The sequence below is a fragment of the Iodidimonas nitroreducens genome (assembly GCA_000710935.1).
GTDB classification, from domain to species: domain Bacteria; phylum Pseudomonadota; class Alphaproteobacteria; order Sphingomonadales; family Rhodothalassiaceae; genus Iodidimonas; species Iodidimonas nitroreducens.
Genome location: BAYV01000024.1, coordinates 1 through 26,611, shown reverse-complemented (window position 1 = coordinate 26,611; position 26,611 = coordinate 1). Strand labels below are relative to the sequence as shown.

26 protein-coding genes are annotated in these 26,611 nt (G+C 56.5%); 13 read left to right on the top strand and 13 right to left on the bottom strand.

All coding sequences use genetic code 11. The features are described 5' to 3' along the window. Positions 1-34: 34 nt before the first annotated feature. The 10 genes from AQ1_RS09910 to AQ1_RS09870 all read left to right on the top strand — a co-directional run bounded on the left by AQ1_RS09910 (position 35) and on the right by AQ1_RS09870 (position 8,175). Positions 35-979 carry a heme o synthase gene (locus AQ1_RS09910; protein WP_081837258.1) on the top strand — a complete coding sequence of 315 codons (945 nt, stop codon included), beginning with the start codon at positions 35-37 and terminating at the stop codon, positions 977-979. Beyond that, entirely contained in the window at positions 979-1,101 is a 123-nt protein-coding gene (locus AQ1_RS15465) for a hypothetical protein (protein WP_281301303.1), read from the top strand. Before AQ1_RS09910 ends, AQ1_RS15465 begins: the two co-directional genes overlap by 1 nt. Then, on the top strand, positions 1,098-1,715 hold the full coding sequence (locus tag AQ1_RS09905; RefSeq protein WP_042086786.1) for a cytochrome c oxidase assembly protein: 618 nt from the start codon (positions 1,098-1,100) through the stop codon (positions 1,713-1,715). The genes AQ1_RS15465 and AQ1_RS09905 overlap by 4 nt, the downstream gene beginning before the upstream one ends. A 55-nt stretch (positions 1,716-1,770) precedes the next feature. Continuing rightward, positions 1,771-2,577: a cytochrome c oxidase subunit 3 gene (locus AQ1_RS09900; protein ID WP_042086784.1), complete on the top strand. Its 807-nt coding sequence runs from the start codon at positions 1,771-1,773 to the stop codon at positions 2,575-2,577. Positions 2,578-2,642: 65 nt separating this feature from the next. Next, complete coding sequence (locus AQ1_RS09895; protein WP_042086822.1) at positions 2,643-3,008, top strand: DUF983 domain-containing protein; 366 nt, start codon at positions 2,643-2,645, stop codon at positions 3,006-3,008. Beyond that, complete coding sequence (locus AQ1_RS09890) at positions 2,995-3,747, top strand: SURF1 family protein (protein ID WP_081837257.1); 753 nt, start codon at positions 2,995-2,997, stop codon at positions 3,745-3,747. Before AQ1_RS09895 ends, AQ1_RS09890 begins: the two co-directional genes overlap by 14 nt. 53 nt (positions 3,748-3,800) lie before the next feature. Next, a complete protein-coding gene (locus AQ1_RS09885; RefSeq protein WP_313980137.1) occupies positions 3,801-5,111 on the top strand; it encodes a M16 family metallopeptidase in 1,311 nt (436 codons plus the stop codon). Positions 5,112-5,520: 409 nt separating this feature from the next. Next, positions 5,521-6,066: a ubiquinol-cytochrome c reductase iron-sulfur subunit gene (petA, locus tag AQ1_RS09880; protein WP_042086782.1), complete on the top strand. Its 546-nt coding sequence runs from the start codon at positions 5,521-5,523 to the stop codon at positions 6,064-6,066. A gap of 13 nt (positions 6,067-6,079) precedes the next feature. Beyond that, complete coding sequence (locus AQ1_RS09875; protein ID WP_042086780.1) at positions 6,080-7,336, top strand: cytochrome b; 1,257 nt, start codon at positions 6,080-6,082, stop codon at positions 7,334-7,336. Positions 7,337-7,356: 20 nt separating this feature from the next. Continuing rightward, complete coding sequence (locus tag AQ1_RS09870) at positions 7,357-8,175, top strand: cytochrome c1 (RefSeq protein WP_042086778.1); 819 nt, start codon at positions 7,357-7,359, stop codon at positions 8,173-8,175. A 116-nt stretch (positions 8,176-8,291) separates the two neighbouring features. Here the strand turns inward: AQ1_RS09870 and htpG are convergent, their stop codons facing one another. The 9 genes from htpG to AQ1_RS09825 all read right to left on the bottom strand — a co-directional run bounded on the left by htpG (position 8,292) and on the right by AQ1_RS09825 (position 18,619). Then, a complete protein-coding gene (gene htpG, locus AQ1_RS09865; protein ID WP_081837256.1) occupies positions 8,292-10,265 on the bottom strand; it encodes a molecular chaperone HtpG in 1,974 nt (657 codons plus the stop codon). 110 nt (positions 10,266-10,375) lie between these two features. Beyond that, entirely contained in the window at positions 10,376-11,386 is a 1,011-nt protein-coding gene (locus tag AQ1_RS09860) for a DUF4340 domain-containing protein (protein WP_042086776.1), read from the bottom strand. Next, positions 11,383-13,296, bottom strand: coding sequence for a Gldg family protein (locus AQ1_RS09855; protein WP_042086816.1), 1,914 nt, complete (start codon positions 13,294-13,296; stop codon positions 11,383-11,385). Before AQ1_RS09855 ends, AQ1_RS09860 begins: the two co-directional genes overlap by 4 nt. A gap of 1 nt (position 13,297) precedes the next feature. Then, positions 13,298-14,038 (bottom strand): ABC transporter permease subunit, encoded by a 741-nt coding sequence (locus tag AQ1_RS09850; RefSeq protein ID WP_042086774.1) that lies wholly within the window; start codon positions 14,036-14,038, stop codon positions 13,298-13,300. Beyond that, a complete protein-coding gene (locus AQ1_RS09845) occupies positions 14,035-15,021 on the bottom strand; it encodes an ABC transporter ATP-binding protein (protein WP_313980149.1) in 987 nt (328 codons plus the stop codon). Before AQ1_RS09845 ends, AQ1_RS09850 begins: the two co-directional genes overlap by 4 nt. Positions 15,022-15,114: 93 nt before the next feature. Beyond that, positions 15,115-15,801 carry a glutathione S-transferase N-terminal domain-containing protein gene (locus AQ1_RS09840; RefSeq protein WP_042086772.1) on the bottom strand — a complete coding sequence of 229 codons (687 nt, stop codon included), beginning with the start codon at positions 15,799-15,801 and terminating at the stop codon, positions 15,115-15,117. Between the two features lie 120 nt (positions 15,802-15,921). Then, on the bottom strand, positions 15,922-16,563 hold the full coding sequence (locus tag AQ1_RS14585) for a head GIN domain-containing protein (protein ID WP_052371182.1): 642 nt from the start codon (positions 16,561-16,563) through the stop codon (positions 15,922-15,924). 327 nt (positions 16,564-16,890) lie between these two features. Further along, positions 16,891-17,313, bottom strand: a complete 423-nt coding sequence (locus tag AQ1_RS09830) for a c-type cytochrome (protein WP_052371181.1) — start codon at positions 17,311-17,313, stop codon at positions 16,891-16,893. Next, positions 17,300-18,619, bottom strand: coding sequence for a PQQ-dependent sugar dehydrogenase (locus tag AQ1_RS09825; RefSeq protein WP_052371180.1), 1,320 nt, complete (start codon positions 18,617-18,619; stop codon positions 17,300-17,302). The genes AQ1_RS09830 and AQ1_RS09825 overlap by 14 nt, the downstream gene beginning before the upstream one ends. 76 nt (positions 18,620-18,695) lie before the next feature. Between AQ1_RS09825 and AQ1_RS09820 the strand changes: the two genes are divergently transcribed. Then, entirely contained in the window at positions 18,696-19,301 is a 606-nt protein-coding gene (locus tag AQ1_RS09820; RefSeq protein WP_042086770.1) for a nitroreductase family protein, read from the top strand. Positions 19,302-19,324: 23 nt separating this feature from the next. Here AQ1_RS09820 and AQ1_RS09815 read toward each other — a convergent pair whose 3' ends face one another. The 4 genes from AQ1_RS09815 to AQ1_RS09800 are packed head-to-tail and all read right to left on the bottom strand — an operon-like array spanning position 19,325 to position 22,957. Further along, complete coding sequence (locus AQ1_RS09815) at positions 19,325-20,590, bottom strand: hypothetical protein (protein ID WP_042086769.1); 1,266 nt, start codon at positions 20,588-20,590, stop codon at positions 19,325-19,327. Further along, on the bottom strand, positions 20,587-21,351 hold the full coding sequence (locus AQ1_RS09810) for an N-acetylmuramoyl-L-alanine amidase (protein WP_042086768.1): 765 nt from the start codon (positions 21,349-21,351) through the stop codon (positions 20,587-20,589). Before AQ1_RS09810 ends, AQ1_RS09815 begins: the two co-directional genes overlap by 4 nt. A gap of 27 nt (positions 21,352-21,378) precedes the next feature. Beyond that, positions 21,379-22,248 carry a DMT family transporter gene (locus AQ1_RS09805; RefSeq protein ID WP_042086767.1) on the bottom strand — a complete coding sequence of 290 codons (870 nt, stop codon included), beginning with the start codon at positions 22,246-22,248 and terminating at the stop codon, positions 21,379-21,381. 37 nt (positions 22,249-22,285) lie between these two features. Further along, entirely contained in the window at positions 22,286-22,957 is a 672-nt protein-coding gene (locus AQ1_RS09800) for a molecular chaperone DjiA (protein WP_042086765.1), read from the bottom strand. Positions 22,958-23,108: 151 nt separating this feature from the next. Between AQ1_RS09800 and AQ1_RS09795 the strand changes: the two genes are divergently transcribed. Both AQ1_RS09795 and AQ1_RS09790 read left to right on the top strand, forming a co-directional pair. Further along, positions 23,109-23,537, top strand: a complete 429-nt coding sequence (locus tag AQ1_RS09795) for a hypothetical protein (RefSeq protein ID WP_042086763.1) — start codon at positions 23,109-23,111, stop codon at positions 23,535-23,537. A 154-nt stretch (positions 23,538-23,691) separates the two neighbouring features. Beyond that, on the top strand, positions 23,692-26,611 hold a 2,920-nt coding region (locus AQ1_RS09790), incomplete at its 3' end, for a hydantoinase/oxoprolinase family protein (RefSeq protein ID WP_042086761.1).

Below are 26,611 nucleotides of genomic sequence, written 5' to 3'. Positions count from 1 at the left end.
TCATTCCTAACCGACCAATGAGGCTGATCACATCATGAGCGACTCTGCCAAAACACTGGCCGCGAACAGCCCCCTGAATATCCCCTTGGGCGAGGAACCGCTTGCCCCCTCATGGGGTGGGGATGTGCGTGATTATGCGCGGCTGATGAAGCCTCGGGTGATGTCGCTTGTGGTGTTTACCGGCCTTGTCGGGCTTTTAATGGCACCGGGGGCGCTGCATCCCGTGCTCGGCTTCGTGGCGGTGTTGTGCATTGCCATCGGGGCGGGGGCGGCTGGGGCCCTCAATATGTGGTTTGATGCCGATATTGATCGGGTGATGGCGCGCACGGCCAAGCGGCCTTTGCCATCGGGGCGGCTCACGCCTTCTGATGCCCTGGGCTTTGGCATGGTTCTGGCGGTGGGGTCGGTCACCTTCATGGGGCTGGCAATCAATTGGGTGGCGGCAAGTCTTTTGGCGCTCACCATCGTTTTTTATGTTCTGGTCTATACCATGTGGCTCAAGCGTCGCACGCCGCAGAATATCGTGATTGGCGGGGCGGCGGGGGCCTTTCCGCCGATGATCGGCTATGCCGCCGTCACCGGATCGGTGACCATCGATTCACTGGTGTTATTTGCCATCATCTTCTTGTGGACCCCGCCGCATTTCTGGGCTTTGGCCTTGTTTGTGAAGATGGATTATTCCCGGGCCGGGGTGCCGATCCTCCCCACTACATCAGGCGAGCCGGAAACCCGGCGGCAAATCCTGCTCTATAGCCTGTTGCTCGCTTTGAGCGGGGTGGCCCCCTTCATTCTGGGCTTTGCAGGCACTGCCTATGGCGTGGTCTCAACCCTTTTAGGCGCGATCTTCATCTATCGTGCGTGGCGGCTTTATCGGGGGGATGCCGGGGGTGATAAGCGCCTGTTCACCTTTTCGATTCTTTATCTGTTCCTGATCTTTGCCACTTTGGGCATTGAAAGCATATTGGGCTGGGCAGGCTGATGGACCCTGAATTTGAAAAGCGGCGCAAGCAGCGCAATATCGGTCTGGCGCTTGTTCTGGTGGGCATGGTCATCGTGTTTTTCATTGTGACTTTGGTCAAATTGCAGGAGTTGTCGGCATGACGCAGGCCACGAAAAATCTGCGCGCTGTGGGGCTGGCTCTGCTGGCCTTGGCGGCGTCTGGATCGCTTGCGGTTTTTGCGGTGCCTCTTTACCAGCTTTTTTGTCAGGTCACCGGCTATGGGGGCACCACCCAAAGGGTTGATCAGGCGGGGGTGGAAATCCTCGATCGGGTGATGGAGGTGCGTTTTGATGGGTCCGTGGATAGCGCGCTCCCCTGGGCCTTCAAGCCTGTGCAAACCACCCAAAGCGTGAAGGTTGGCGAAACGGCTTTGGCCTTTTATGAAGCCACCAATCTATCGGACAAGGCGATTACCGGTACGGCGGTTTTCAATGTCACACCCCATAAGGCGGGGCTTTATTTCTCGAAAATCGAGTGTTTTTGCTTTACCGAACAAACCCTGCAGCCGGGTGAAACGGTGAATATGCCGGTGACCTATTTCATCGATCCCGCGATTGCCGAAGAAGACAATCTCGATGGGGTGTCGCAGATTGTTTTATCCTACACCTTCTTTTATCAGGAAACGCCTGAACCGTCAGCTAATGACATTCATGCCGCTCTTGATAAGGGTGCTGCAGATGCGCCAATAAACGAAACCGCTCGATCTAAAGAGTGACCAACAATAAGGGAGGGGCCTTTGGCCTCCCCGACAGATAAAAGAGAGTATAACCATGGCGGGCGACGTCAAACATGATTATCACCTTGTCGATCCAAGCCCTTGGCCGCTGGTCGGCTCGATTGCGGTTTTGATGCTGGCAATTGGCGGCGTTGGTCTGATGCATGATCGGGCCTATTCTGGCTATCTGTTTGCTTTGGGGCTGATCGGCGTGCTTTACACCATGTATGAATGGTGGAGCGATGTGGTTCGGGAATCCTTGAAAGGCGATCACACGCCGGTGGTCCAGATCGGTTTGCGCTATGGCATGATCCTGTTCATTGCGTCTGAAGTGATGTTTTTTGTGGCGTGGTTCTGGGCTTATTTCAATGCCGCCCTTTTCCCCACCGAACAGATCGGCTCGGTGTGGCCGCCCGAAGGGATCGTGACCTTTGATCCGTGGCATATTCCTTATGTGAATACGCTGGTTCTGCTGCTTTCGGGCACCAGTGTCACCTGGGCGCATCATGCTTTGCTGCATGGGGATCGTCAGGGTCTGAAGCAGGGTTTATGGGCAACCGTTCTTTTGGGAGCCTTTTTCAGTGCCTTGCAGATCTATGAATATAGCGAAGCGGCTTTCGGCATGTCATCGGGCATTTATGGCTCCACCTTCTTCATGGCCACCGGCTTTCATGGTTTCCATGTCTTTATCGGCACGCTGTTCTTGCTTATCTGCCTGATCCGCACCTATCGGGGGCATTTCACCACCGAAAAGCATTTTGGTTTCGAGGCTGCAGCCTGGTATTGGCATTTTGTGGATGTGGTTTGGCTGTTTTTGTTCGCCAGCATCTATATCTGGGGCGCGGGATCAGTAACCCATTGAATCATGAGCCTTTAAATTCCGATCAGCGATTCGGAGAGGAAGCAAACGAGACCGGCAGTTCCTTTCTGCCGGTTTCTCTGTTCAAGGCCGGACTTTTCTCGCGCTGCCCACGTTGCGGGAATGGGGCCCTTTATTCCGGTTTTCTGAACATCAAACCTTCTTGTTCATCCTGCGGTCTGGATTTCAGCGGTATCGATAGCGGCGATGGTCCGGCGGTGTTCATCATCCTGATCGTTGGGTTCATCGTGACCTTTGCCGCCCTTTTTGTGGAAACGCAATTTCAGCCGCCTTATTGGGTGCATGTGGTTTTATGGGGGCCGCTTATTCTGGCCTTGTCGCTGGGGCTTTTGCGGCCTTTAAAAGCCATGATGGTGGCTTTGCAATATCGCCACAAGGCCGGAGAAGGCACGTCTATGGATGATGATGTCTAGGCCGCTGTCTCATCGTTTTGCCCCCGGTTTATGGCCCAGCCTGCTCACGCTGATCGGTGTTTTGACACTCATCGCCCTAGGCCAATGGCAGGTGCAAAGGCTGGCATGGAAAACCGCGCTGCTGGCCGAGATCGAGGCCCGCACCAGCGCGCCGCCTGTGGCCCTGCCCAAAGATCTGAGTGCGGATGCGGCTTTGCGGGATTGGCGCTATCGCCCGGTGACTGTGCGCGGGACTTTCGATCATGCGCATGAGCTTTATCTGCATCAGGGGCGCGGCTTTCATATCATCACCCCCCTGATCCGCAGGGATGGCGGGGCGCCGGTTCTGGTGGTTCGCGGCTATGTGCCGGGCGAAAAGCTCTTGCCCGCGCGGCGCCCCGAAGGGTTGGTTTCTGGCCTCATCACCATCGAGGGTCTTGTCAGAATGGCGGGGGAACCCAATCTGTTTACCCCGGAGAATGATCCCGCAGGCAATCGCTGGTATTGGCGCGATCTGGAGGCGATGGCGCGGGCTTCCGGTTTGGCGGAAGTGGCGCCGGTCTATCTCGATAGTCTGCACGATGCCCCCGGGGGGTGGCCGCGTGGGGATACCACCATTTTGGCCCTGCCCAATAATCATCTGGGCTATGCGCTCACATGGTTTAGCTTCGCTTTGGCGCTTTTGGTGATTTATATCCTCTATGGGCTGCGCCGAGCCAAAGAGACGTCCAAAGAGAAGGCAAAAACCCAAAGCGGATAGGGGTTCGCTTCATTTCGAACCATATAGCCGACTGCAAGATCAAGGATTTAGACGTGCTTCACAATCAATTTCACCCTGATGCCAGCCAACAGGATCACGGCGCGCCCCGACTCACCCGTTTGTCCAACGGTTTGCGGGTCGTTACGGATCATATGCCATCGGTGGAATCCGCCTCGATCGGGCTGATGGTGGATAGCGGGGCACGCTGCGAGGCGGCATCTGAAAACGGGATGTCGCATCTTTTGGAACATATGCTGTTCAAGGGGACAGCCCGGCGCAGTGCCCGCGATATTGCCGAGGAAATCGAGACGGTGGGCGGCCATCTCAATGCCTATACCTCGCGCGATCACACGATGTTTTATGCCAAGATTTTGAAAAATGATGTGCCTTTGGCGATGGATATTCTCGCCGATCTTTTTCTCAATGCCCAGATTGATCCTCTTGAGCTTGATCGCGAACGCGATGTGGTGTTGCAGGAAATCGGGCAGGCGGAAGATACGCCCGATGATATCATTCATGATTATCTGCAGGATGTGGCCTATCCCGATCAGCCCCTTGGTCGGCCCATATTAGGTAGCCGCGAACGGGTGCGGGGATTTCAGGCCGATGCGGTCAAGCGCTTTTTGAAAAGCCGTTATCGCAGCGATAATACCATCCTCAGCGTGGCCGGGAATATCGATCATCAGGCGGTGGTGGATTTGGCGGAAAATCTTTTCACCGCCATCCCCACGGGCAGCCCCACGCCCTTCGAGCCTGCCCGCTATCAGGGCGGGGCCTATCATAAGGACCGTGAAACGGAACAATTGCACATCACTCTGGGCTTTCCTTCGGTTTCATTTGATGATCCCGACTATTATGCGAGCCAGGTTTTCTCGACCCTTCTGGGCGGCGGCATGTCATCGCGCCTGTTTCAGGAGGTGCGAGAGCAGCGCGGCCTGGCTTATACGGTTTACAGCTTCCTCAATTCCCATGTGGATTGCGGATTGTTCGGGATTTATGCCGGCACATCCCCCGAACAGGCGGGCGAACTTTTGCAGGTTATGGCCGGTGAAATGCTGGCCATGGCCGATCATGCCCCTGAAGTTGAAATCGCCCGTGCCCGGGCACAGTTGAAGGCCGGGATTTTGATGTCTCTTGAAAGCACATCGGCCCGGATCGAACATATGGCCCGGCAATATCATCTGTTTGATCGCTTCATCAGTCCCGAAGAAATGGTGGCAAAGGTAGAGGCGGTGGATGCCCGCGCTTTGGTTTCGGTGTGCGAGCGGCTTTTGTCTGAAGGGGCGCTGAGCATCGCCAGCGTTGGGCGGCGGGGCACTTTGCCCGATCCGGATCGGGTGGAGGCTCTGTTCAAGGCGGGCTAAGAAGCAGCCAGATCACGCGCTAAGATCACAGCGCTATAAACTTTTGCCGAATAGAGCGCCCAGATAAAGCGGATCGCCCCTGCGGGCCGGGTCAGCTGCAGGCGGGTGGCATCAAGACGATATGAACACGCAAAATCTTCCGATCCAAAGGGGTCGCGGGTTTAAATATTGCAATATGTCTAGGGTCCGGCTAAACCTCGCTTATCTTTGATCCGGCTGTCTCTTGGCGGTGTTGGCCCCTGCGTGACCCCTTGTCGCATAGGAGCGGGTGTCGGATAACGATAGATAGACGTGATATTTTTACCAGAAACGGGCCTTCAAATCGGCCCGGAACGGGAAGCGAAGCCTTTCAGTCTCTGGTTTGAAAAGCTTTGTACGGCATGATTGGGGCGAGGAGTGGGACGAAAAGATGAGCAGCAACCCGAGCACGGTTGAACAGAGCGATGAAAACGGCACCACACGCCGTGATTTTCTCTATATCGCCACGACAGCGATGGGGGCGGTGGGCGCGGCTTATGCCGTGTGGCCATTCATCCATCAGATGAACCCATCAAAGGATACTTTGGCCCTCGCCTCTGCCGAGGTGGATATCAGTGCCATTGCACCCGGCCAGTCGATCAAGGTGATGTGGCGCGGTAAGCCGGTTTTCGTGCGCAATCGCACCGAAAAAGAAGTGGCGGAAGCGAAAGCGGTTGATATTTCCAATCTCCGTGATCCGCAAACCGATGCGGAGCGAACCAAACCCGGCCATGAACAATGGCTGGTGATGGTGGGCGTGTGCACCCATCTGGGGTGCATTCCGCTGGGCGAGGCCGGTGAATTTGGCGGCTGGTTCTGCCCTTGCCATGGATCGCATTATGATACCGCAGGGCGGATTCGCAAAGGCCCGGCACCCCTCAATCTGGAAGTTCCGGATTATCAATTCATCAGCGACGACCGTATCTTGATCGGCTAAGGAGCGTTAAAGAATGTCAACGGGAAGCTTCAAGCCCAAAAATGGTGCGCTGCGCTGGTTCGATGACCGCCTGCCCATTTTGTCTTTGGTTCATGGATCCTTGGGGGCCGGCTATCCGGCACCGCGTAATCTCAATTATTTCTGGAATTTCGGCAGCCTTGCCGGTTTGTGTCTGGTCATTCAGATCGCCACCGGCATCGTTTTGGCCATGCACTATACCCCCACCGTTGCGGGGGCTTTCAATTCTGTTGAGCATATTATGCGCGATGTGAATTATGGCTGGCTTTTGCGCTATATTCACGCCAATGGCGCTTCGATGTTCTTTATCGTGGTGTTCATCCATATTTTTCGCGGCCTTTATTATGGCTCGTATAAAGCCCCGCGCGAGGTTTTATGGATGCTGGGCGTGGTGATCCTGCTGTTGATGATGGCCACCGCTTTCATGGGCTATGTGCTTCCCTGGGGGCAGATGAGCTTTTGGGGCGCCACGGTGATCACCAATCTGTTTTCCGCCATTCCCTTGGTGGGCGATCAGATCGTCACCTTCTTATGGGGTGGTTTTTCGGTTGATGAACCCACCTTGCAGCGCTTTTTCTCGCTCCATTATCTGTTGCCCTTCGTGATTGTGGGTGTGGTGATCTTGCATATCTGGGCTTTGCATCTGCCGGGATCGAATAATCCTTTGGGCATTGATGTGAAAGGGCCGCAGGATCAGGTGCCCTTCCATCCTTATTACACCGCAAAAGATGCGCTGGGCGTTGGGGTTTTCCTGATCTTTTTCGGCCTGTTCGTTTTTTATATGCCCAATTCCCTGGGCCATCCCGATAATTATATTCCGGCTGATCCCATGGTGACGCCCGCGCATATCGTGCCGGAATGGTATTTCCTGCCCTTTTACGCGATCCTGCGGGCCGTGCCCGATAAGCTGGGCGGCGTGTTGCTGATGTTTGCCGCTGTGGGGCTTTTGTTCTTCCTGCCCTGGCTCGATACCTCGAAAATCCGTTCGGCGATTTTCCGCCCGGCCTATAAGATGTTTTTCTGGCTTCTGGTGGTGGATTGCGTGGTGCTGGGTGTGGTCGGTGCCTATCCGCCGGAAGGGGCCTGGATTTTAATCGGGCAGTTGGCAACGGCCTATTATTTCGCGCATTTCCTGCTGATCCTGCCGATCCTTGGGAAAGTTGAAAAAACAAAACCTCTGCCACAGTCGATCGCGCAAGCGGTTCTGGGTGATAAGGCAGGGGCGAAACCAGCCGCCCAGCCGGCTGAATGACAGGGCCAGGAGAAAACGCAATGCGCATCAAGAAAACGTTCATCCTTGGCCTTGTGGCCAGCCTGGGATTTGCCAATCTCGGATTGGCTCCCTCTGCTCTGGCGGCGGGCGAAGCGGTGAAGTTGAAAGATATTGAATTCAGCTTTGAAGGGCCTTTCGGCACCTTTGATCGGGCTGCAGCCCAGCGCGGTTTTCAGGTGTATCGGGAAATCTGTTCATCCTGTCATAGCGCTCAATATTTTGCCTTTCGTAATCTTGAGGGCATTGGCTATTCCGAGGAGATGGCCAAAGCCATTGCCGCAGAATATCAGATCACCGATGGCCCCGATGATTTTGGCGATATGTTCGAGCGTCCGGGCAAGCTTTCGGATCGGATGCCGGCCCCTTTCCCCAATCAGAATGCCGCCCGTGCGGCCAATGGTGGGGCCTATCCCCCGGATTTATCGGTGATTGTGAAGGCCCGGCCGGGGGGCGCTGATTATCTCTATTCCCTGCTCACCGGCTATGAAGAGCCACCGGCGGATATCGAACTGGCACCCGGGCAATATTACAATGCCTATATGGCCGGTCACAAAATCGCCATGCCCCAACCCCTTTATGACGACATGGTTGGCTATGCAGATGGCACCGAAGCTACCGTTGAGCAGATGGCAAAGGATGTGACGGTTTTTCTGGCCTGGCTTGCCGAGCCTTCGATGGAACAACGCAAATCCATCGGCTTTTCCTTTATGATTTTCATGTCGATTTTCGTGGTGCTGCTTTATCTCACCAATCGCCGGATCTGGCGGCCCATCAAAAAAGGCGCGATGCCTTGGGTTGGTAAGGATGAGAAAGCCTGATTTGGGCTTGAGTTTGGCTTTTCCGCCCCACTGTCCGAAAAACAAAACGCCCGCACCTGTCCTCAGGCTGCGGGCGTTTTCTTTGGCCTTCGATGTCGCGTAGAACGCCGCGCCGTTTATTGGCTGGGCAGGCCCTGCTCCATCAGTCGGGCAAGGCGCTGGGCAAAGGCGGTGGGGTCGCTGGGGCCTTCGCCTTCTAAAATGCGGGCCTGATCCAGCAGCAGTTCGGCGCTGTCTGCCAAGCGGTCATATCCTTCTTTGCTGGCGCATTGGGCGGCCATGGCTTTGATCAGGCTGTGATCGGGGTTGATCTCAAGGATTTTGCCCATGGCCATCTGATCAAGCTGTTGATGCTGGCGCAAAATGCGTTCCAGATGCAGATCAAGGCCATTGTCTTCGGCAACAAGACAGGCAGCGGTTTGTGTCAACCGATCCGAACTCCGCACATCCGATATCTGCGTCCCCAAAAGGGATTTGAGCGCGGTGATGAGGCTGTCAATCGCGGCATCATGGCGATCGCTGGCATCCTTATCTTTTGTCTCCGCATCCGCAGTGGGGTCTTTTGGCTCCAGATCCTTCAGATCAGAGCCCCCACGGGTGATCGATTTGAAGGGCTTGTCTTCATAAGCATTGACCGCCGAGAGCCAGAATTCATCCACCGGATCACAGAGCAATAAAACCTCGACATCCCGGGCGCGAAAGCCTTCGAGCTGTGGGGAGCGTCGGACGGCGGCCAGATCATTGCCGGTCACATAATAGATGGCTTTTTGATTGTCCTTCATTCGCCCCAGATAATCGGCCAGCGAGATCAAACCGTCCGCATGGGTGGAGCGGAAACGCGCCAGCTTCAAAAGGGCCGGGCGGCGGTCGGCATCTTCATAAAGCCCCTCTTTCAAAACCGCGCCAAAGGCATCCCAGATTTTGCCATAGCGGTCGCTGTCTTTATCTGCAGTTTTTTGAAGTTCGGCCAAAGCCTTGTTGGTCAGGGCCTTGCGGATGCGGCGCACCACCGGATTTTGCTGAAGCATTTCCCGGCTGATATTAAGGCTGAGATCCTCGCTATCCACCACCCCTTTGAAAAAGCGCAGATAGCCGGGCAACAGCTCATCATTGTCATCGCTGATGAACACCCGCTTCACATAAAGCTTCACCCGGGGTTTGCGCGCCGGATCAAACAGATCCATCGGCCGGTTCTGGGGGATGAACAGCAAGGCGGTGTAGGAAATCACCCCTTCTGCCTTGGTATGAAGAACCAGCGCCGGTTCATCATGGGCATGGGCCACATGCTGGTAAAAGGCGGTATAAAGGTCCGGGGTAATGTCTGATTTCGGGCGCACCCAAAGGGCCGAGCCATCATTCACCGGCTTTGGGGTTTCATCCGCAGTCTGGTCGGATTTGGGATCGCCATCATCCAGATAGATCGGCACCGAGATGTGATCGGAATAGCGCTGCAGGATAGTGCGCAGGCGGGATGGCTCCAGATATTCTTTGGCATCGGCTTTCAGATGCACATCGATGCTGGTGCCATGCTGATCACGGCTGGCTGGCCGCATCACATAGCTGCCCTCGCCATCGCTTTCCCATTCCCAGGCGTCCGCACTGCCAGCTTTGCGGCTGATCACCCGCACGCTATCCGCCACCATGAAGCTGGAATAAAAGCCCACGCCAAATTGCCCGATCAGGGAGAGATCGGGCTTTTGATCGCCGCTTACCTTCTCCAGAAATGCGGCGGTGCCCGAGCGGGCAATGGTACCCAGATGATTGATCAGATCATCATGATCCATTCCGATCCCATTATCGGAAATCCGCAGGATCGATGCTTTTTTATCGATGCTGATATGGATGGCAAAATCGCCTTCGCCCGCCTGCAGCTCGGGTTTGGTCAGCGCTTCATAGCGCAACTTGTCGCAGGCATCGCAGGCATTTGAGACAAGTTCGCGCAAAAAGATATCGCGATCAGAATAAACGGAATGCACCATCAGCTTCAGCAGGCGAGAGACTTCCGCTTCAAAACCGCGCCGTTCCTCATTGTTTTTGGGCTTTTCGGCGGCGGGCTGATGGTCTCGGTCTATCTGGGCTTGCCGTGTCATCCTCTATCCTCTTTTATCGCCGGATGCTGAGGGGCACCCGGATTGGTTATGCCGATCCGGTCAGGCTTGTTCATGATGATGATGTGGATTTGGGGCGGCGGCGCGCGGGGTCAAGCCCCATCATCCTTTTTCCCGCCATCTTTTGTTATCAGATCATCGCGCGATTTGATCAGGGAAAAGGATGCGGCGGCGGGCAGGCGATAGGCCCAGCGGGCCCGATCAAGGCTGATAGCCTGTTGATCAAGGGCCGCATCCATGGTGAGAATCGCCCACATATCCCCCGTTTCATCCGCCGCCTCATAAAGCGTCATATCCATGCTGTCGCCCTCGAATGTCACCAGCCCGATTGAAGCTTTTGCGGATTGTTCTGTGAAATCAGATGCCGGGCGCACATCTTCGGCGCGCAATTCTCTAAAGGCTGCGGCCACCAGATTGCCGGGCATGGTGGGCTTTGGCTGTTCATCCGGGGCAAGATCGGTCAGCCCGAGCGGATCGCCGGGATCATCGCGTTTGATCAGGATGCGTTCGCCATCCCGATGGACGATCTCGATACCGGCGATCTGGGTTTGATCAAGCTGGAAAATAACCGGATCCAGCCAAGTTGATGCTTCCGGGCGGATTTCGGGCAGGCCCTTCACCAGATAGCTGCGGGGGCCATCAAGGGGGCGCACAAAGCTGTCGAACTGGCGATTATTTGCCTCTCGGTTGCCAATACCAAGGCTTGCCATCGTCTCTCCAGCCTGATCCATCAGGCTCAGGCGCGTGGCCTGCTCAGGATCAAGCCCGATGCGATCATAAAGGGCCGGATCGCTGGTTTTGGCAAGCTTGATACGGGCATCGGCCAGGCTGCGCAAAAGCCTGCCGATCAGGGCCTGATCCGCCGGATGGTCCTGTTTTTCCTCGATCAGCCACAGGCCATCGCGGCGGATAAGCTGCACGCTATTGCCGGGATCGCTGATGGTGATGCTCTCTACTTCCTGCAGTTTTTGTGAAAGATCGGGAAACAGGCGTTCATCGCGCATGGACTGGGTGGGCTTGTTTTCGCCCAAAATCAGCCAGATTGCGGCCAAAACGGCAAAAAGGGTGAGAAAGCCCAGAATGGATGTTTGTTTTTCAGTCATGAAATGCCCTTTCGCGCGCGCAGCCGACGCCGCCAGAAACCCAGCCCCAGTGCCAGGAGTATCAGCAGAGCCGGCACGAGGATGATGTTGATCAGGGCCAAAGTCCGCCCCAGCATGGTGATGTCTTCGATCAGATTGCGCTGAACTTCCCGCAGGTCTTGGCGAATCTCCAGGGTCCGCTGGCGGAAGCGCTGGATTTCGGCATCCTGCTCGGTGGAAAAGCGCACTTCTCCATCCATGGTGGCGGATTGCAGATCGGCCAGTCGCGCTTCAGTTTGGGCGAGTTCGGTTTGCAGATTTTCTTCTTTTTCACGATAGCGGGCTTCCGCCTGGCGACGAATGGCTTCAACCCGGCTGAAGGGGCGCTGGGTCACCCCCCGGCTGCGCAGGCCGATCAGCGCTTCAGAACCGCTGAGCTGTTCCATCGCATTGATCAAAAGATTGGCATTATCGGCAATGGGCACGGGGATGCGCTCGCCAAAAAATTCCTGTATCTGCACCCAGAAGCGATCATCGAAAAAATCGCTGTCTGCGCCCACGATCAGGCTGATCTTTCCCTGTGATCGGGCGAGATGGGTTTGTGCTCCACTTTCCTGTGTCCCCTCATCATCATGGTCTTCTTCATCATTTGCAGGCGGACCATCGGGAAAGGCGCTGTTGAGCACCCCGCTGAGCCGGGCGATCAGCACATGGCTTTGATCATCAGGGGTGATCATCCGCATCACCTGATCGGGATCGGGCATCCCCCGGGCCACAGAACCGGGCAATAGGGCCGAGACCGGGCTTGAGGAGACAAGCGGCTCAAGAGTCAAACCCGATCCCTCGATAAGGCTGATGGCCCCACTGCTGGCGAGATTGATCTGTTCGAGATTGGCGCTCACCGGATCATCGCCCGCAATCATTTCGGCACGCACCGCAAGCCAAAGCGGATAATCCCGCACCGCCCGGGGTCCGCCACTGCCCATATTCACCCGTTGGGCCAGATCCACATCGCCAACCACCTGATCATCGGTGATCTTAAAGCCCCAAGCCGTGGTGAGTTTTGCCAATGACGAGCTTTCCGGCGCGCCGCCCATGCCCAGACCCATCATCGGATCAAAGCCCGAAGTGCTTTCGGCATAAGGATCGGTGAACAGCGCCACATGGCCGCCCGCCATCACAAATTGATCGATGGCATAAAGCTGGCGATCATCTAGCGCGGGTGGATGAACGATCAAAAGGGCCTCGGTTTCTTCGGGAATGGCGGTGAAATCAGCACCAAGATTGTCGATATCGAAAAGCTGATCGAGCTGTTCATAAATCATCCAGCCCGGTTGAGCGGGCCTGCCCGGCCCCGCATAATCGGTGGGGATCATGGGCAGGCTGGTGATCAGGCCGATCTTCGGCTTTTCCGGATTGGCGATATTGGCGATCAGCCTGGTCAGATCATATTCCAGAAAATCCGCCCGATCCTGGCTGAAATAGGGGATGAGGGCAGATTGATCGGTCAGATCCCGGGCCACCAGCCCCATGAAGATCTGCTCTCCCGATGCGGTGGGGATGCCCTGCAGGCCTGCGGCCACGGCGCGATCCTCGGCCTCGGAAAAGGGTTCGGGCTCGATGATCTCCAGATTGAGCATCCCATCCGACAGCGCTACATATTCGCGCAAAAGATCGCGGATGCGCTGGCCATAGGAAAAGATCTGCGGATAATCCCGGGCCACCGATTGGGAGAAGAAAAAGCTGATATTAAGGGGCCGATCGAGATCATCCAGCACGGTTCTGGTGCCATCGGCAATAGAATAAAGCCGATCTTCGGTGAGATCGATCCGGGCCGAGCCCAGACCCTGATTGATGATGATATTCACCGCAATGAATAAAATCAGCCCCAAAGCCCCGACCAGCAGGGATGAAAACATGGTTTTCGACATATCAGCCATCCTCCCTTTTGGCATCGATGATCACATGGGCCAAAAACAGCCACAAAGCCATCAGGCTGAAGAAATAGAGCAGATCGCCCACATCCAGAACCCCCTTCGACAAGGTGGAAAAATGGGTGAGAAAGGAAAAGCTGGCGATCAGGGTGATGAACCAGTCAGGCGCCCAGCCATCCAGAAAATTGAGGATGATGGGCAAGCCGCTCATGGTGAAAATGAAGCAAAATGCGATGGCCAGCACAAAGGCGATCACCTGATTGCGGGTGAGCGCCGACATGGCCACCCCAATGGATAAATAGCCCCCGGCCATCAGCATGGCCCCGATATAGCTGGCGGCAATCACCCCATTATCGGGATCGCCCAGATAATTGACCGTGATCCAGATGGGAAAGGTGAGCAAAAGGGCAATGCTGGTAAAGGCCCAGGCGGCCAGAAACTTGCCCAAAAGTGCATCCATCACCCCCAAAGGCAAGGTGAGCAGCAATTCGATGGTCCCCGATTTGCGTTCCTCGGCCCACAGGCGCATGGAAATGGCCGGGATCAAAAACAAAAACAGCCAGGGCTGATAGGTAAAGAAGGGGGATAGATCAGCCTGCCCGCGTTCGTAGAATCCCCCCACATAAAAGGTAAAGATCCCCGAAAGCATCAGATAGATCACGATGAACACATAAGCCACGGGAGTGGCGAAATAGCTGGAAAATTCCCGGCGGAAAATGCTTCTCATGGCGGATGTCATGCGGCGTCCTCCGTGGTCGAGATGCGTGTTTGTTCCAGATCATTATGCGTGAGCGCCCGAAACACATCATCGAGCCGTCCGGCCTCCAGCGAAATCTGGCGGATCATGATGCCCTGATCCCCAAGACGCTGGCGGGCGGCATCCAGAATATCCCCCCCCTTTTCGGGAAAGAGGGTGAGACGGCTCAGGCCATGTCCATCAAGCTGTTCGATGTCTGAAAGCCCGGGCAGGTCGGCCAAAGCCGCGCGGCTTTGTGCGGCATCCTTCTCGTCGATTTCGATCATCAGGGCATGATGATAGCGGGATCGGGATTTGAGCTCTGAAGGGGTGCCATCGGCCACGATCCGCCCGCGATCGATGATCACCGCCCGGGTGCACAGGGCTTCCACTTCCTCCAGAACATGGGTGGAGATCAAAATCGCCTTATGCGGGGCCATCTGTTCGATCAGACGCCGGACCTCATATTTCTGATTGGGATCAAGGCCATCGGTGGGCTCGTCAAGGATCAGCACATCGGGATCATGTACAATGGCCTGAGCGAGCCCCACCCGGCGGCGATAGCCTTTCGATAAGGTATCGATGGGCTGGCCCAGAACCGAGAGAAGATTGACGGCGCGCGCGGCCCTTTGGCAGGCCCGATCCGCCGCATCCCCTGCCAACCCCCGCGCCCGGGCGATGAAATGGAGAAAAGCATCCACCGTCATATCGTCATAAAGGGGGGCCCCTTCGGGCAGATAACCAAGATGGCGGCGGGCGGCAACGGGATTTTTTTTGATATCGATGCCGCAGATTTCGACATCGCCCGCTGTTGCCGGCAAAAAGCCGGTGAGCATTTTCATGCTCGTGGTTTTGCCTGCGCCATTGGGGCCCAGAAAGCCCAGAACCTCGCCTTTTCCAACATCAAGGGAGAGACCATCCACAGCCAGAAAAGGGCCAAATGCGCGGCTCAAACCGCGGGCTTTGATCAAACTATTCTCGTGCATATGAAATCCTGGTGAAAAATTGGGCAAACGGAACAGGGCTGAACGTCCCGCCGCCTCTCTTATTTAGGACATGAAGACGATCAATAAAGGCCGCTAAACGGCTCTTTTTGCCGAGCGGGCAAGGCCGCCATAAAGATCAAACATCGCCGATCGCCATTGGCAGATCAGATCATCATCAGCCAGAATCTGAAAATCAGAGCAACAATGGGCCCAAACAAAAGCCCCAAAGGCCAGATAATCGGCAAAAGCCGGGTGATCGCCGCAGATAAAGGGCTGATCCTTCAAGGTGGCGCGCAGGGGATCAAGGCTTTGGCGAAAGCGCGGCAAGGCCTGTTCGCGATTGGCTTTTGCGTCTTCCAAACGGCAGCCAAGGCGTTTTTCCCGGCTGGTGCGGAAATAGTCCTGATCCTCGGGGTCGAGGCAGGCGCAGATATCGGCCGCCAACATCGGGAACAAGCCTGCCAGAATCGTCCGGTCCACCCAGTTTTTCATGAAAAAAGCCTGCCCCCGGCCAATAGCCCCGCCAAAAAGCGAAGGCCGTTCGGGATAGCTGTCTTCCAGATAGCAGGCGATGGCCCAGCTATCACTGACCCATTGGCCCTGATCCTCGATCACCGGCACAGTGGATGAGCCCGAAGGGGCAAAGGCCGATTTATCGCCAAAGCGGGTAAAAACCCGCTCGGGCTCGATCCCCTTATGGGCCAGCGCCATGCGAATGCGCCACACATAAGGGGAAAAGCTCAGTTCCTCATCGCTGCCGGTTAATTCGAATAAGCGCATTGTGTCATCTCCCCATGGTGTCTTATTTGCCCGCGGGGGAGTGTGCCTATCTGGGCCGCCAAGTGCAAGCCATCTGCTGTGGCGGTCGAGGCTTTAGGGGCCATGGTGGGCATCAAGCCCTCATTCGCCATCATGCATTTCAAAATTGCCCGACCCTGAAATCGAGACGGATTTGACCAGTGGCTTGCCCGCTACGGACACATCACCCGAGCCATTGATCTCGACCGTGATGCCCTTGCCCGCATAGACATCGGCATCGCCCGAGCCATTGATTTCGATGGCCACCTGATCGCAGCGCAAGGCGCGCATATCGATATCCCCGGAGCCATTGATCTCGTAATCGGCGGATCCGCAGGTGCCATCGGCCATAATATCGCCCGAGCCGCTGATCTCGGCAGAGAAGCGATCAGTTTTAATACCCTTGATGGTGGCATCCGATGATCCATCGATCATGATGGCATTAAGATTGGGCACACTGATGGTGGCCAGCAATTTATCGGATGACTGGAATCGGCCCTTCATATCGATGATCAGCGTTTTGTCTTTGACGCTGGTTTTGATGCGGTCCTGATCATCCTGTTCAGCCCTGATGGCAACCGATTGGCTTCCGCCAACCATGATATTGGCATCCATTGCCCCCTTGATGCGGATTTTTTCAAAGGCGGGCAGGTCGCGTTGTTGGGTGATGGGCTCGGCCAAGGATGGGGCGGCGCCCATCATCAGCACGGCAAGGATGGTGAGGGGAATGCGCTTTTTCAACATGGGATGTCCTGACTGTCGGAGTTATTCATATAACAGATTTATACATATCGAATATGAATATATTGTGCAAGTCAGGACTGTGCATCTGCCATCAAAAAACCGCTGTGCTCATAAAAAAACCCGCTGTGAAGAACACAGCGGGTGAAGTTTGGGGAATGCTCAAGCGCACGATCAGGAAAAAACCACGAACGCGGCGCTCTATTGCATCGGGACCGCAATTGCAAAATAGAATGCAACGAGATCAGGGTACGGGATTTTATGTCTATGTCAACAAAAAAACTTACCTAAAGTTTCTCATTGGTTGATAATTTTGTACTTTATAGTTTCTTAATTGTCATCTGCCGACATCTGTTCAGCGGCGCGGACCCTGGCGATCTGCGCCGCTGTGATGGCGGGGGCATCATTATCGAATGTCTGGCGCAGATAGCTCAACAGGGCGGCCAGATCCTCATCAATAAGCGTGGCAAAGCCCGGCATGATATTATCATGGCTGCGCTGCTCGGGGGGCAGTTCGGCGCTGCCATGCAAGATGAAGCGGATCAGCGCCGGAGCCGGACCATTGAGCCGGGGCGATGACCATAATTCGGGCTGCATATTGGGAACGCCGCCCCCATCGGCCTGATGGCACACCAGACAATGCTGCTCATAAACCGTCCTGCCATGGCTGTTCAGGCTGTCGTCGTTCGCCACTGCAAGCGACCCCGGGACGGCGAGCAGCAGCCCGCCAAGAATGACCTTAACGGCCTTCATAGGTCACCTTCCAGATCCGCCCTGCGGCATCATCGGCAATATAAAGAGCACCATCGGGGCCAATGGCAAGGCCGGTCGGGCGATGCTTGGCGGCGCGGGGCGAGGCGAGTTCATCCGTTCCCTTGAAACCATCGGCAAAAATGATGGGTTCGCCGGTCACCGTGCCCTCCGCATCCATGGGGATGAAGGCGACATTATAGCCCGCCTGGGGCAGGGGGGCGCGATTCCAGCTTCCGTGAAAGGCAATGAACGCGCCATGCCGGAAAGCATCGGGAAAAGCCGTACCATCATAGAAAACCAGATCATTGGGTGCCCAATGGCCGGGGAAAACACTGAGCGGTTCGACGTAATCGGCATCGCTGACCGGTGTTTTGCCATCGCCGCCATATTCCGGCGCCACCATCCGTTCGCCCCGGATATGATCCCAATAGCTATAGGGCCAGCCATGATCGCTGCCTTCATAAGCCTTGTGAAATTCTTCCGCAGGCAATTCGGCATTTTGCTGATCATTATAATATTGCGGGAAAAGCTGGCTTAATTGATCCCGGCCATGGCTGAGGAAATAAAGGGCATCGGCGCTTTTGTTCCAATCCATGGCCAGCCCATTGCGAATACCGGTGGCATAAAGGCTGCCATCCTTGCCATGCACCTGCCCCGTTTCATTGGCATTAAAACGCCAGATTCCGGCCTGAAGTTCTAGCTGCGGGCAAGGCTTCAGCCCCATACTGCCCGGGGTGCGGGCGCGTTCCTGACAGGCATTGGAAGGCGCGCCAACCGTGACAAACATCGCCCCCTTGCCATCAAAGGTCATGGGCTTGGTGGCATGAGTATTTTGTTCAGGAAAGCCGCTGACAATTGTTTCCGGGGCGCTGGTGGGCATGGGTTCATCCCCAAGCTTATAGCGGCCGATTTTGGTATCCGAGCTGAAATAAAGCCAACCATCATGGATCGCCAGACCGGTGCCGCCATAATCGCCAAAAAGTTTCTGGCGATCCGCCTTGCCATCCCCGTCATCATCATTGAGCGCCCAGAGCCAGCCGCCATCCTTTTCGCCATAGAGCGAGGCATAAACCGTGCCATCGGCGCGTACCGCCAGATGCCGGGCCCGGCCCAGATCATCGGCAAACAGGGTGGCCTTGAAGCCCTTGGGCAGGCGGATCGAAAGATCACGATCCAATGTGCCGCTTTCTGCCGACCATTGCGCCCTATCTTGCTTTTGTTCGGATGGATCTTGTATCTGTGCGCTGAGTTGAGCCGGGGCCATCAAGCCAAGGATCAGCAACGAATATGTGGGCCAGCGTTTCATGACGGTCCTCCTTTGAGAGAAATGCGCTTAATCTATTTTAGGGTTCATCCCGCTAAAGACAACCAGAGAACGTTCCATGTCATTGAATAAGGCCCGACCCGAAGCCATCGATGTTTTATTGACCCGTCGATCCGTGAAAACCCGGGATATGATCGCCCCGGGGCCGGATGCCCCGGCATTGGCCCGGATTTTAGAAGCCGCCATGCGCGTGCCCGATCATGGCAAGCTCACGCCCTGGCGGTTTTTCGTATTTGAAGGCGAAGGGCAAGAAGCCCTGTCGGCGATCATCATACGGGCCTTTCAACAGGAAAACCCCGATTGCACCTCAGCCCAATTAGCCAAGATGGAAGGCTTTGCCCGGCAGGCCCCGCTTTTGGTGGTGCTGGCCTCCTGCCCATCGGATGCCAAACCCATCGCGCTATGGGAACAGCAGCTTTCCGCCGGGGCCAGCGCCATGGCGATGCTGATGGCAGCGCATATGCTGGGCTATGTGGGGCAGTGGCTAACCGATTGGCCCGCATATAGCCCGGCCGTGCACAGCCATTTGGGCTTGGGTTCAGGCGACCGGATCGCCGGATTTTTGTTTTTTGGCAGCGCCGCAGCACAGCCTACCGAACGCCCGCGCCCGAATATTGCTGATCTGGTGCGCTTTTTTGGCACAGAGGCGGATGAGGGGGAATAAGCAGCCCCCACCCTTATAAAAGCCTATAAGGACCGCGCTAAAACCGCCAAAGCCTGCCCCTGGGCATCATCGCTTTCGATGGCGGCAATGATGCGGGTGGCCTGCTCGATAGCCGCTACATCGCCCAAAGCCTCGGCCATGGCGACCCGCGCCCGATCCCGCTCGAAACGCGAATCTTCTTCGGTCAGCAGGGCAAGCAGATGATCGCTCAAGGCCTGCACAATGGGCCGGGAACCGGGCAAAGCCGCCAAGCGCCGGATCAGGGCGCTTTGTTCACGCAGGCCCGTGACGGATTGCGCAAGCTTTGCCGCGCGATCAATATGGCCACCAAGGGTGAGAGCATGAACGGCATCGGCAATGGCGATGGGGCGATCATAATCGGATCGCACCCCCGCTGCCAGATTCGCCGCCCGATCCGCATAATCTTCGTAACTGGCTTGGTCCCCCAGCGCCTGGCTGGCCAGGGCAAGCCCGGCATAAAGCCGCGCCCGTTCATGATTGAGGGATAAAGCGCCCAGGGCTTCGCTGGCTTTGGCGATCAGATCCCGGGCCGTTTCGGGCTGGCCGCGCTCTGCCTCGATCCGGGCGAGGCGGGTTTCCCCCAAAGCCTTGAGCAGATCATGATCAAGATTATCAAGGCGATCCATCAGGGCGGATACCGGAAGATCGGCATCATTTTGATCTTCATTGGCCAGCCATTCGATCATCGATACGGTTGAACGCAAAGCCAGCAGCGGTTCCGTGATGCGATCGAGATGATCCAGTGCGGCGGCGATATTGCCGCGCCGGGCCTCGGCGAGAGCAATCTCGCCAAAGGCATCGGCTTTCAGGAAACGATCATTAAGGTCGGAGGCGATGGCGATGGCCTCTTCGCTGCGCCCGATTTCGGTGAGCGGCCCGACAATCAGGGCCAGCTTTTGTTCGGTGCCGATGGAAATGCCAATATCGCGCGCGGCCTCAAGGGCCAGATCAAGGGTTTGGGCGGCGCGATCCTGATCCCCGATACGCGCAAAGCTTTTGCCCAAAGCGATCAGCGTATCAACCCGGGCGATAGGCAATTCTTCTTCGGCGGTGACCAAAAGGGCCGAGGCCAAAGCGCAGGTGCGATTGGGATTTTCCAGGCAGCTTTCGATCATCTGCGCCGAGGCTTTGGGGGTTTCCAATTCAGCCTGTGCCAAAAGCGTGGGGCGATCTTTTGCAACCGCCCGAAAGCCGCTATCAGCGGGTGCAGAGGCTGCCATGCATAAAAAAGCAGCAAAGCCTGTGCAGGCGGTTTTAAGCAGTGTCATGGAAACTCCTGTTCGTCTGTGACCTTGCCCTGTTGGGCTTTGGCATAACATAGGGCCTTTAAAAATGCGACCAGCGCCGGCTGCGCCACCCCGGTGATATGATCGGGCGTAAAATGACGCTGTGCGGCCCGCACGATCTGCATGGTTTTATGATCATAAAGGCCATTAGGGTCGAGATCATAGCCGAAGGCCATCAAGTCATATTGCAAGTCTGTGACAGAAATATTGCACGCCGAGCCAAGGGCTTTGATTTCGGGAAAAAGGCCCAAACCGTGTCGGGCCAGCAAAGCCCAGGGGAAGCGCTCTCCGGGATCGATTTTGCGGGCCGGGGCCACATCGCTATGGCCCAGAAGATGCCAATCGGCGATGGGATGGCGCTGCCGGATATCGTGCAGCAGGGCGATCAGCCGATCAATCTGCGGCGTGGGAAAAGGCCGATAACCAAAGCCATGGCCGGGATTGACCAATTCGATCCCGATGGATCGGCTATTCACATCGCTGATCCCCTCCCAGCAACTTTTGCCCGCGTGCCAGGCGCGATGATCTTCGGCCACCAGCCCATAAAGGGTGCCATCCTCATCAATCAGATAATGCGCCGAAACTAAGGATCGCGGATCGCATAAGCGGGCCAGCGCGGCTTTGGCGCTGATCATGCCGGTATAATGCAGCACCACAAGATCGGGGAGATCCCGCCCCAAAAGCGGATGACGGGGGCCGAAATTGGGCGAAGGCCGATGGATTTGGGTCAGGTGGCTATCCATCTCTATATCCAGATCAGGGGTGGCAGATCAGGGGCGGTTGGTGGCTTTTTGTCGGGCCCGCAGGCTGATGATCAAAACACCAAGCAGGGTCATCGCGCCGCCCAGAAGATCGCTGATGCTCAGATGTTCTTCAAGGAATAAAACGGCGGTGAGCACGGCAAAAACCGGCGCCATCAGCAAAAAGGGGCTGACCAGAGTGACCGGGTATTTCTGGTAAAGATAATTCATCCCGCCATGGCCCAGAATCGAGGCCCCAAGGGCGGAATAAGCGATGGCCGCATAGGCCTGCCATGGGGCTGCGAACAAGGCTTCAGCTTGGCCAAACTCGAAAAGTGACGATAAAAAAAGCGAACCGGGAATGGCGGCCAAAGCGGTCCATGCCTGCACGGTCATGGGATGGGCCCCTTTGATCCGGCGCATCAGGATCGCCACCACGGCATAGGAAAAGGCGGAAAATAAAACAAGGCCGATAGATGTGAGGGTGGTGGTGCCCCCCGGCTCGAACCCCAAAACCACGACGCCGGCAAAGGAAAGGGCAATGCCGGAAATCCGCCAGATGCCGATTCGCTCATCTAAAAACAGAACCGCCAAAATCACTGCAAAAGGCACATTGGTTTGGGCAATGATCGCGACGGGGGCCAGATCGGCAGACACCGCCATCGCCAGAAAAACACTACCGAAATGGAAAATCCCCAAAATACAGGCAAGGGACAGCAGAATTTTCATCTGCCCCCTGACCGGCTTTAAAAAAGGAAACAGAACCGCCAAAACCATGGCAAAGCGTATGGCATTGGCCAAAAGGGGCGGAAAATGATCCACCGCCACCGCGATGGCCGCAAAATTCACCCCCCAAAGCAGGGTGATGAGCAAAACAAACAGGATATGGCCAAGGCTCATGCGGCAGTCCGGGATAGGATGCGTTTTGGCGGCATGATCACTGGTTTCTTTGGGCTTTTACCCGATCATAGGCGGCATTGATGGAAGCCAAACGATCATTGGCAACACTGATGAATTCGCGCGGCAGGCCCATGGCCATCAGGCGATCAGGATGGTTTTCCTTGATCAGTCGATGATAGGCGGCTTTGAGATCGGCATCGGCAATATCGGGTGAAACGCCCAGAACCGTATAAGGGCTGTTGCGATCCGTGCCGATATGGCGCGCCGACAGGGCTTCGAATTCGGCATCGCTAAAACCGAAAATGCCCGCCACCTTGTGCAGGAAATCAAGCTCTGAAGGATGCACCGAACCATCGGCTCGGGCGATATGAAACAAGGCGTCGAGCAGATCCTCTAAAATAATGGCACGATCCTTGAACAGGGCCGCCACCTGCTTGGCATAAACCTCGAAACCGGCGGTATCCTGCCGCGCCATATCATAGACCCGGGCCACATTTTTCAATTCATGGGGGGGAATATCGAAAATGGCGCGAAAGGCATCCACTTCATCTTCCGTCACCTGTCCGTCGGCCTTGGCCATTTTGGCGGATAAGGCGATCACCCCGATGGTAAAGGTGATCTTTCGGGTTGCATCATCCTCATTCTCACTTCCCGTGATAAGGCGAAGCAAGCCGGATGCGGCGGAAAATAATGAGTCCCAAATCGACATGATGTTTATCTAGCCTTCGCTGCTTATGGGTTCCAGCAAAATCGTTTCACATATTTCCATGAATATACACGGGGTTGTGATAAGAGGTTCATTGTCGTTCCCCCCCCACACAGAATAGGGTTTTGTTCTATGGGAGAAACAGGGACCTGATATGATTTCGACAAGCACCAATAAAGCCGCTTTTCCATTATTGCTTCAACGGATTGCCGTTTTCCTGTTCATGGGAATCTGGACCCTGGATAAATTCGTCAATCCCGCCCACACGGCGGGGGTTTTCTCGAATTTCTATGGCGTTGATCTGGCGGCGGAATTGACCTGGGTTCTGGGGCTGGTGCAGGGGATCATTCTCATCGCTTTTCTTTTGGGTTTCATGAAAACCTTCAGCTATCTGCTGGTCTTTTTGATGCATGCGGTGAGCACAGTGGCCTCATGGAAGGTGTATCTGGTGGGATTTGATGGCAATCTTTTGTTCTGGGCGGCGATACCCGTTCTGGCAGGCTTGTGGATTCAATTTGCCCTGCGCGATTTCGATTGCATCACATTGGATGATCGCCTGAAAAAAGGTTTTACCGGCGATTGATCCGGGGCGATTGATCCGGGGCGATTGATCCGGCAATCATTTTACCGACAAGGCTTGAAGTTTGTTCTGCGTGGCGCTTAGCTCTGTTTTGTTGCGCTTATGATTCATAAGCCATGGCAGCAAAATATTTTCTCAGCCGAGCGGGGAACATGCGGTGTCGGATGGCCAATGGCAATTCTGGGTTGATCGGGGGGGCACCTTTACCGATATCATCGGGCGCAGGCCCGATGGCACCCTGATCAGCACCAAGCTTTTATCAGATAATCCCGATCATTATGATGATGCGGCGGTGGCCGGGATGCGGCGTTTGATGGCGGTGCCTGATGATGCGCCTTTTCCGAAAGCCGAAATTTCCGGCATCCGCATGGGCACCACGGTGGCCACCAATGCCCTGCTTGAGCGCAAGGGCGAGCCGGTTGCGCTGCTCATCACCCGCGGTTTTGGCGATGCTTTGCGGATCGGCCAGCAAAATCGGCCGCATCTGTTTGATCTGGATATTCGCCGCCCCGCGCCGCTTTATTCCCATGTGATCGAGGTGGATGAGCGCTGTTCGGCGGATGGCGAGATCCTGATCCCACTGGATGAAGAGCGCTTGTTGGCCGATTTGCAGGCGGCTCGGCGATCCGGGCTGCGGGCGGTGGCGATTGCCTTTGTGCATGGCTATCGGTTTACCGCCCATGAAAAGCGGGCGGCCGAACTGGCGCGGGAAGCGGGGTTCGCGCAGATCAGCATGAGCCATGATGTGGCCCCCCTGATCAAGCTGGTGCCCCGGGGGCATACCACCGTTGCGGATGCCGGCCTCAACCCTGTTTTGCGCCGCTATGTCAGCCGGCTCGATGCCGCTTTGGGGGGCGTGCCGCTTTTTTTCATGCGCTCATCGGGGGGCCTGGCCAAGGCGGATCATTTTCGCGGTCGGGATGCGATTTTATCGGGGCCTGCGGGGGGTGTTGTGGGGGCGGTGGAAACGGCTTTGGCTGCCGGTCATGATCGGGTGATCGCCTTTGATATGGGGGGCACCTCAACGGATGTTTCCCATTATGCCGGGGCTTATGAGCGCAGTTTCGATGCGGAAATTGCCGGGGCCCGGCTGATGGTGCCGCAGATGCTGATCCACACGGTGGCGGCGGGGGGCGGCTCGGTCTGTTCCTTTGATGGTCAGCGCCTGCGGGTCGGGCCGCAATCGGCGGGGGCCGATCCCGGGCCTTTATGCTATCGCAAGGGTGGGCCTTTAACGATCACCGATTGCAATGTGATGCGTGGCATTCTGGCCCCGGATCATTTCCCTGCCATTTTTGGCCCGGATCAGGCGCAAAAGCTGGATCGCGATGGCGTGGTGGCCGCTTTTGAGGCGCTGGCCCAAAAGATCACAGCGCAGCAGGGTGCTGAAATGTCGGCGCAGGCGGTGGCGCAGGGCTTTATCACCATCGCGGTGGAGCATATGGCCCGGGCGATCAAAAAAATCACCGTTGAACGCGGCCATGATATCAGCCGCTACAGCCTTGTGGCTTTTGGCGGGGCGGGGGGGCAACATGCGTGTTTAGTGGCCGATGCTTTGGGGATGACGCGGGTTTTGCTGCATCCTTTATCGGGGGTTTTGTCGGCCTTGGGGATGGGCCTTGCCGATCTGCGGGAATTGCGCGAGCAGGCGGCTGATCTGACTTTGGATGATGATCATGAGGCGGCCATCACCCGATCCCTTGATCAGATCGAGGGCGAAGCCCGCGCTGCTCTGGCCGATCAGCTGGTGCCACCGGATCATCCGGGCGCTGATTTAGGCGCCGAGGCGATCCTGTGCACACGTCAGGTCCATGTGAAATATCGCGGCAGCGACAGCACCCTTCTGGTACCCTTTGAAACAGTGGCGAAGGCAAAGCTGGCCTTCGAGGCGGCACATCGGCAGAATTTCGGCTTCATTGATGAAGGCCGCCCGATGATCGTGGATGCGGTGAGCGTGGAGGCCGTGGCGAAGGGCGAGAAAAGCGCTCTGGCCCTTGAGGCCTGTTCGGGATCGCATCAGCCGCTGGAGCATCGGCCGATCACCTGCCGGGATGAGAATGGCAGGCTGGCGCTTTTAGAGGCGCCTTTCTATCGGCGGCAGGATCTGGCGGTGGATCGCCCCATAGCAGGGCCCGCGGTCATTCTGGATGATACCGGAACCTATGGGGTGGAGCCCGGCTGGCAGGCGGTGCGTACCGATCGCGATGATCTGTTGATGGAGCGGGTGGCGGCACGCCGGATGCGCACGGGTGATGAGGATAAGCCCGATCCGGTGCTGCTCGAGGTGTTCAATAATCTGTTCATGAGCGTGGCGGAAAATATGGGGGTGGTGCTGGCCCGCACCGCCCATTCGGTGAATATGAAGGAACGGCTCGATTTTTCCTGCGCGGTGTTTGATCGCAATGGCAATCTGATCGCCAATGCCCCCCATATGCCGGTGCATCTGGGCTCGATGGGGGAAAGCGTAAAGGCAGTGATGGCCGCCTTTGCGGGGCAATTTCATCCCGGTGATGCGGTGATGATGAACGATCCCTTCAATGGCGGCACGCATCTGCCCGATATTACTGTCGTCACCCCCGTTTTTATGGAGGGCGATGAGGGGGGCGATGAGGGGGGCGGCACACAAAGGGAGCCGCAGTTTTATGTCGCCTCGCGCGGCCATCATGCCGATATCGGGGGCATCGCCCCGGGATCGATGCCGGCGCAATCAAAGGATATCCGCGAAGAAGGCGTGCTGATCCCCCCCTGCCTGATCCGCCACCAAGGCCGGTTTCTGGAGGATGATCTCCGCAAGGGTTTGGGCGAAGGCCCATGGCCCGCGCGCAATCCCGATCAGAATATCGCCGATCTGAAGGCGAAGCTGGCCGCCAATGAGCGGGGCGTGGCCGAGGTGAGGCGGCTCGTCGATCTTTATGGGCTTGCTGTGGTGGATCGCTATATGGGCCATGTGCAGGATAATGCCGAAGCCTCGGTCAAGGCGGTGATTGATCGGCTTGAGGATGGCACGGCGCGCTATGCCATGGATTGCGGGGCGGTGATCGAAGTCGCCCTGCGGGTGGATCGGCAGGCGCGCACCG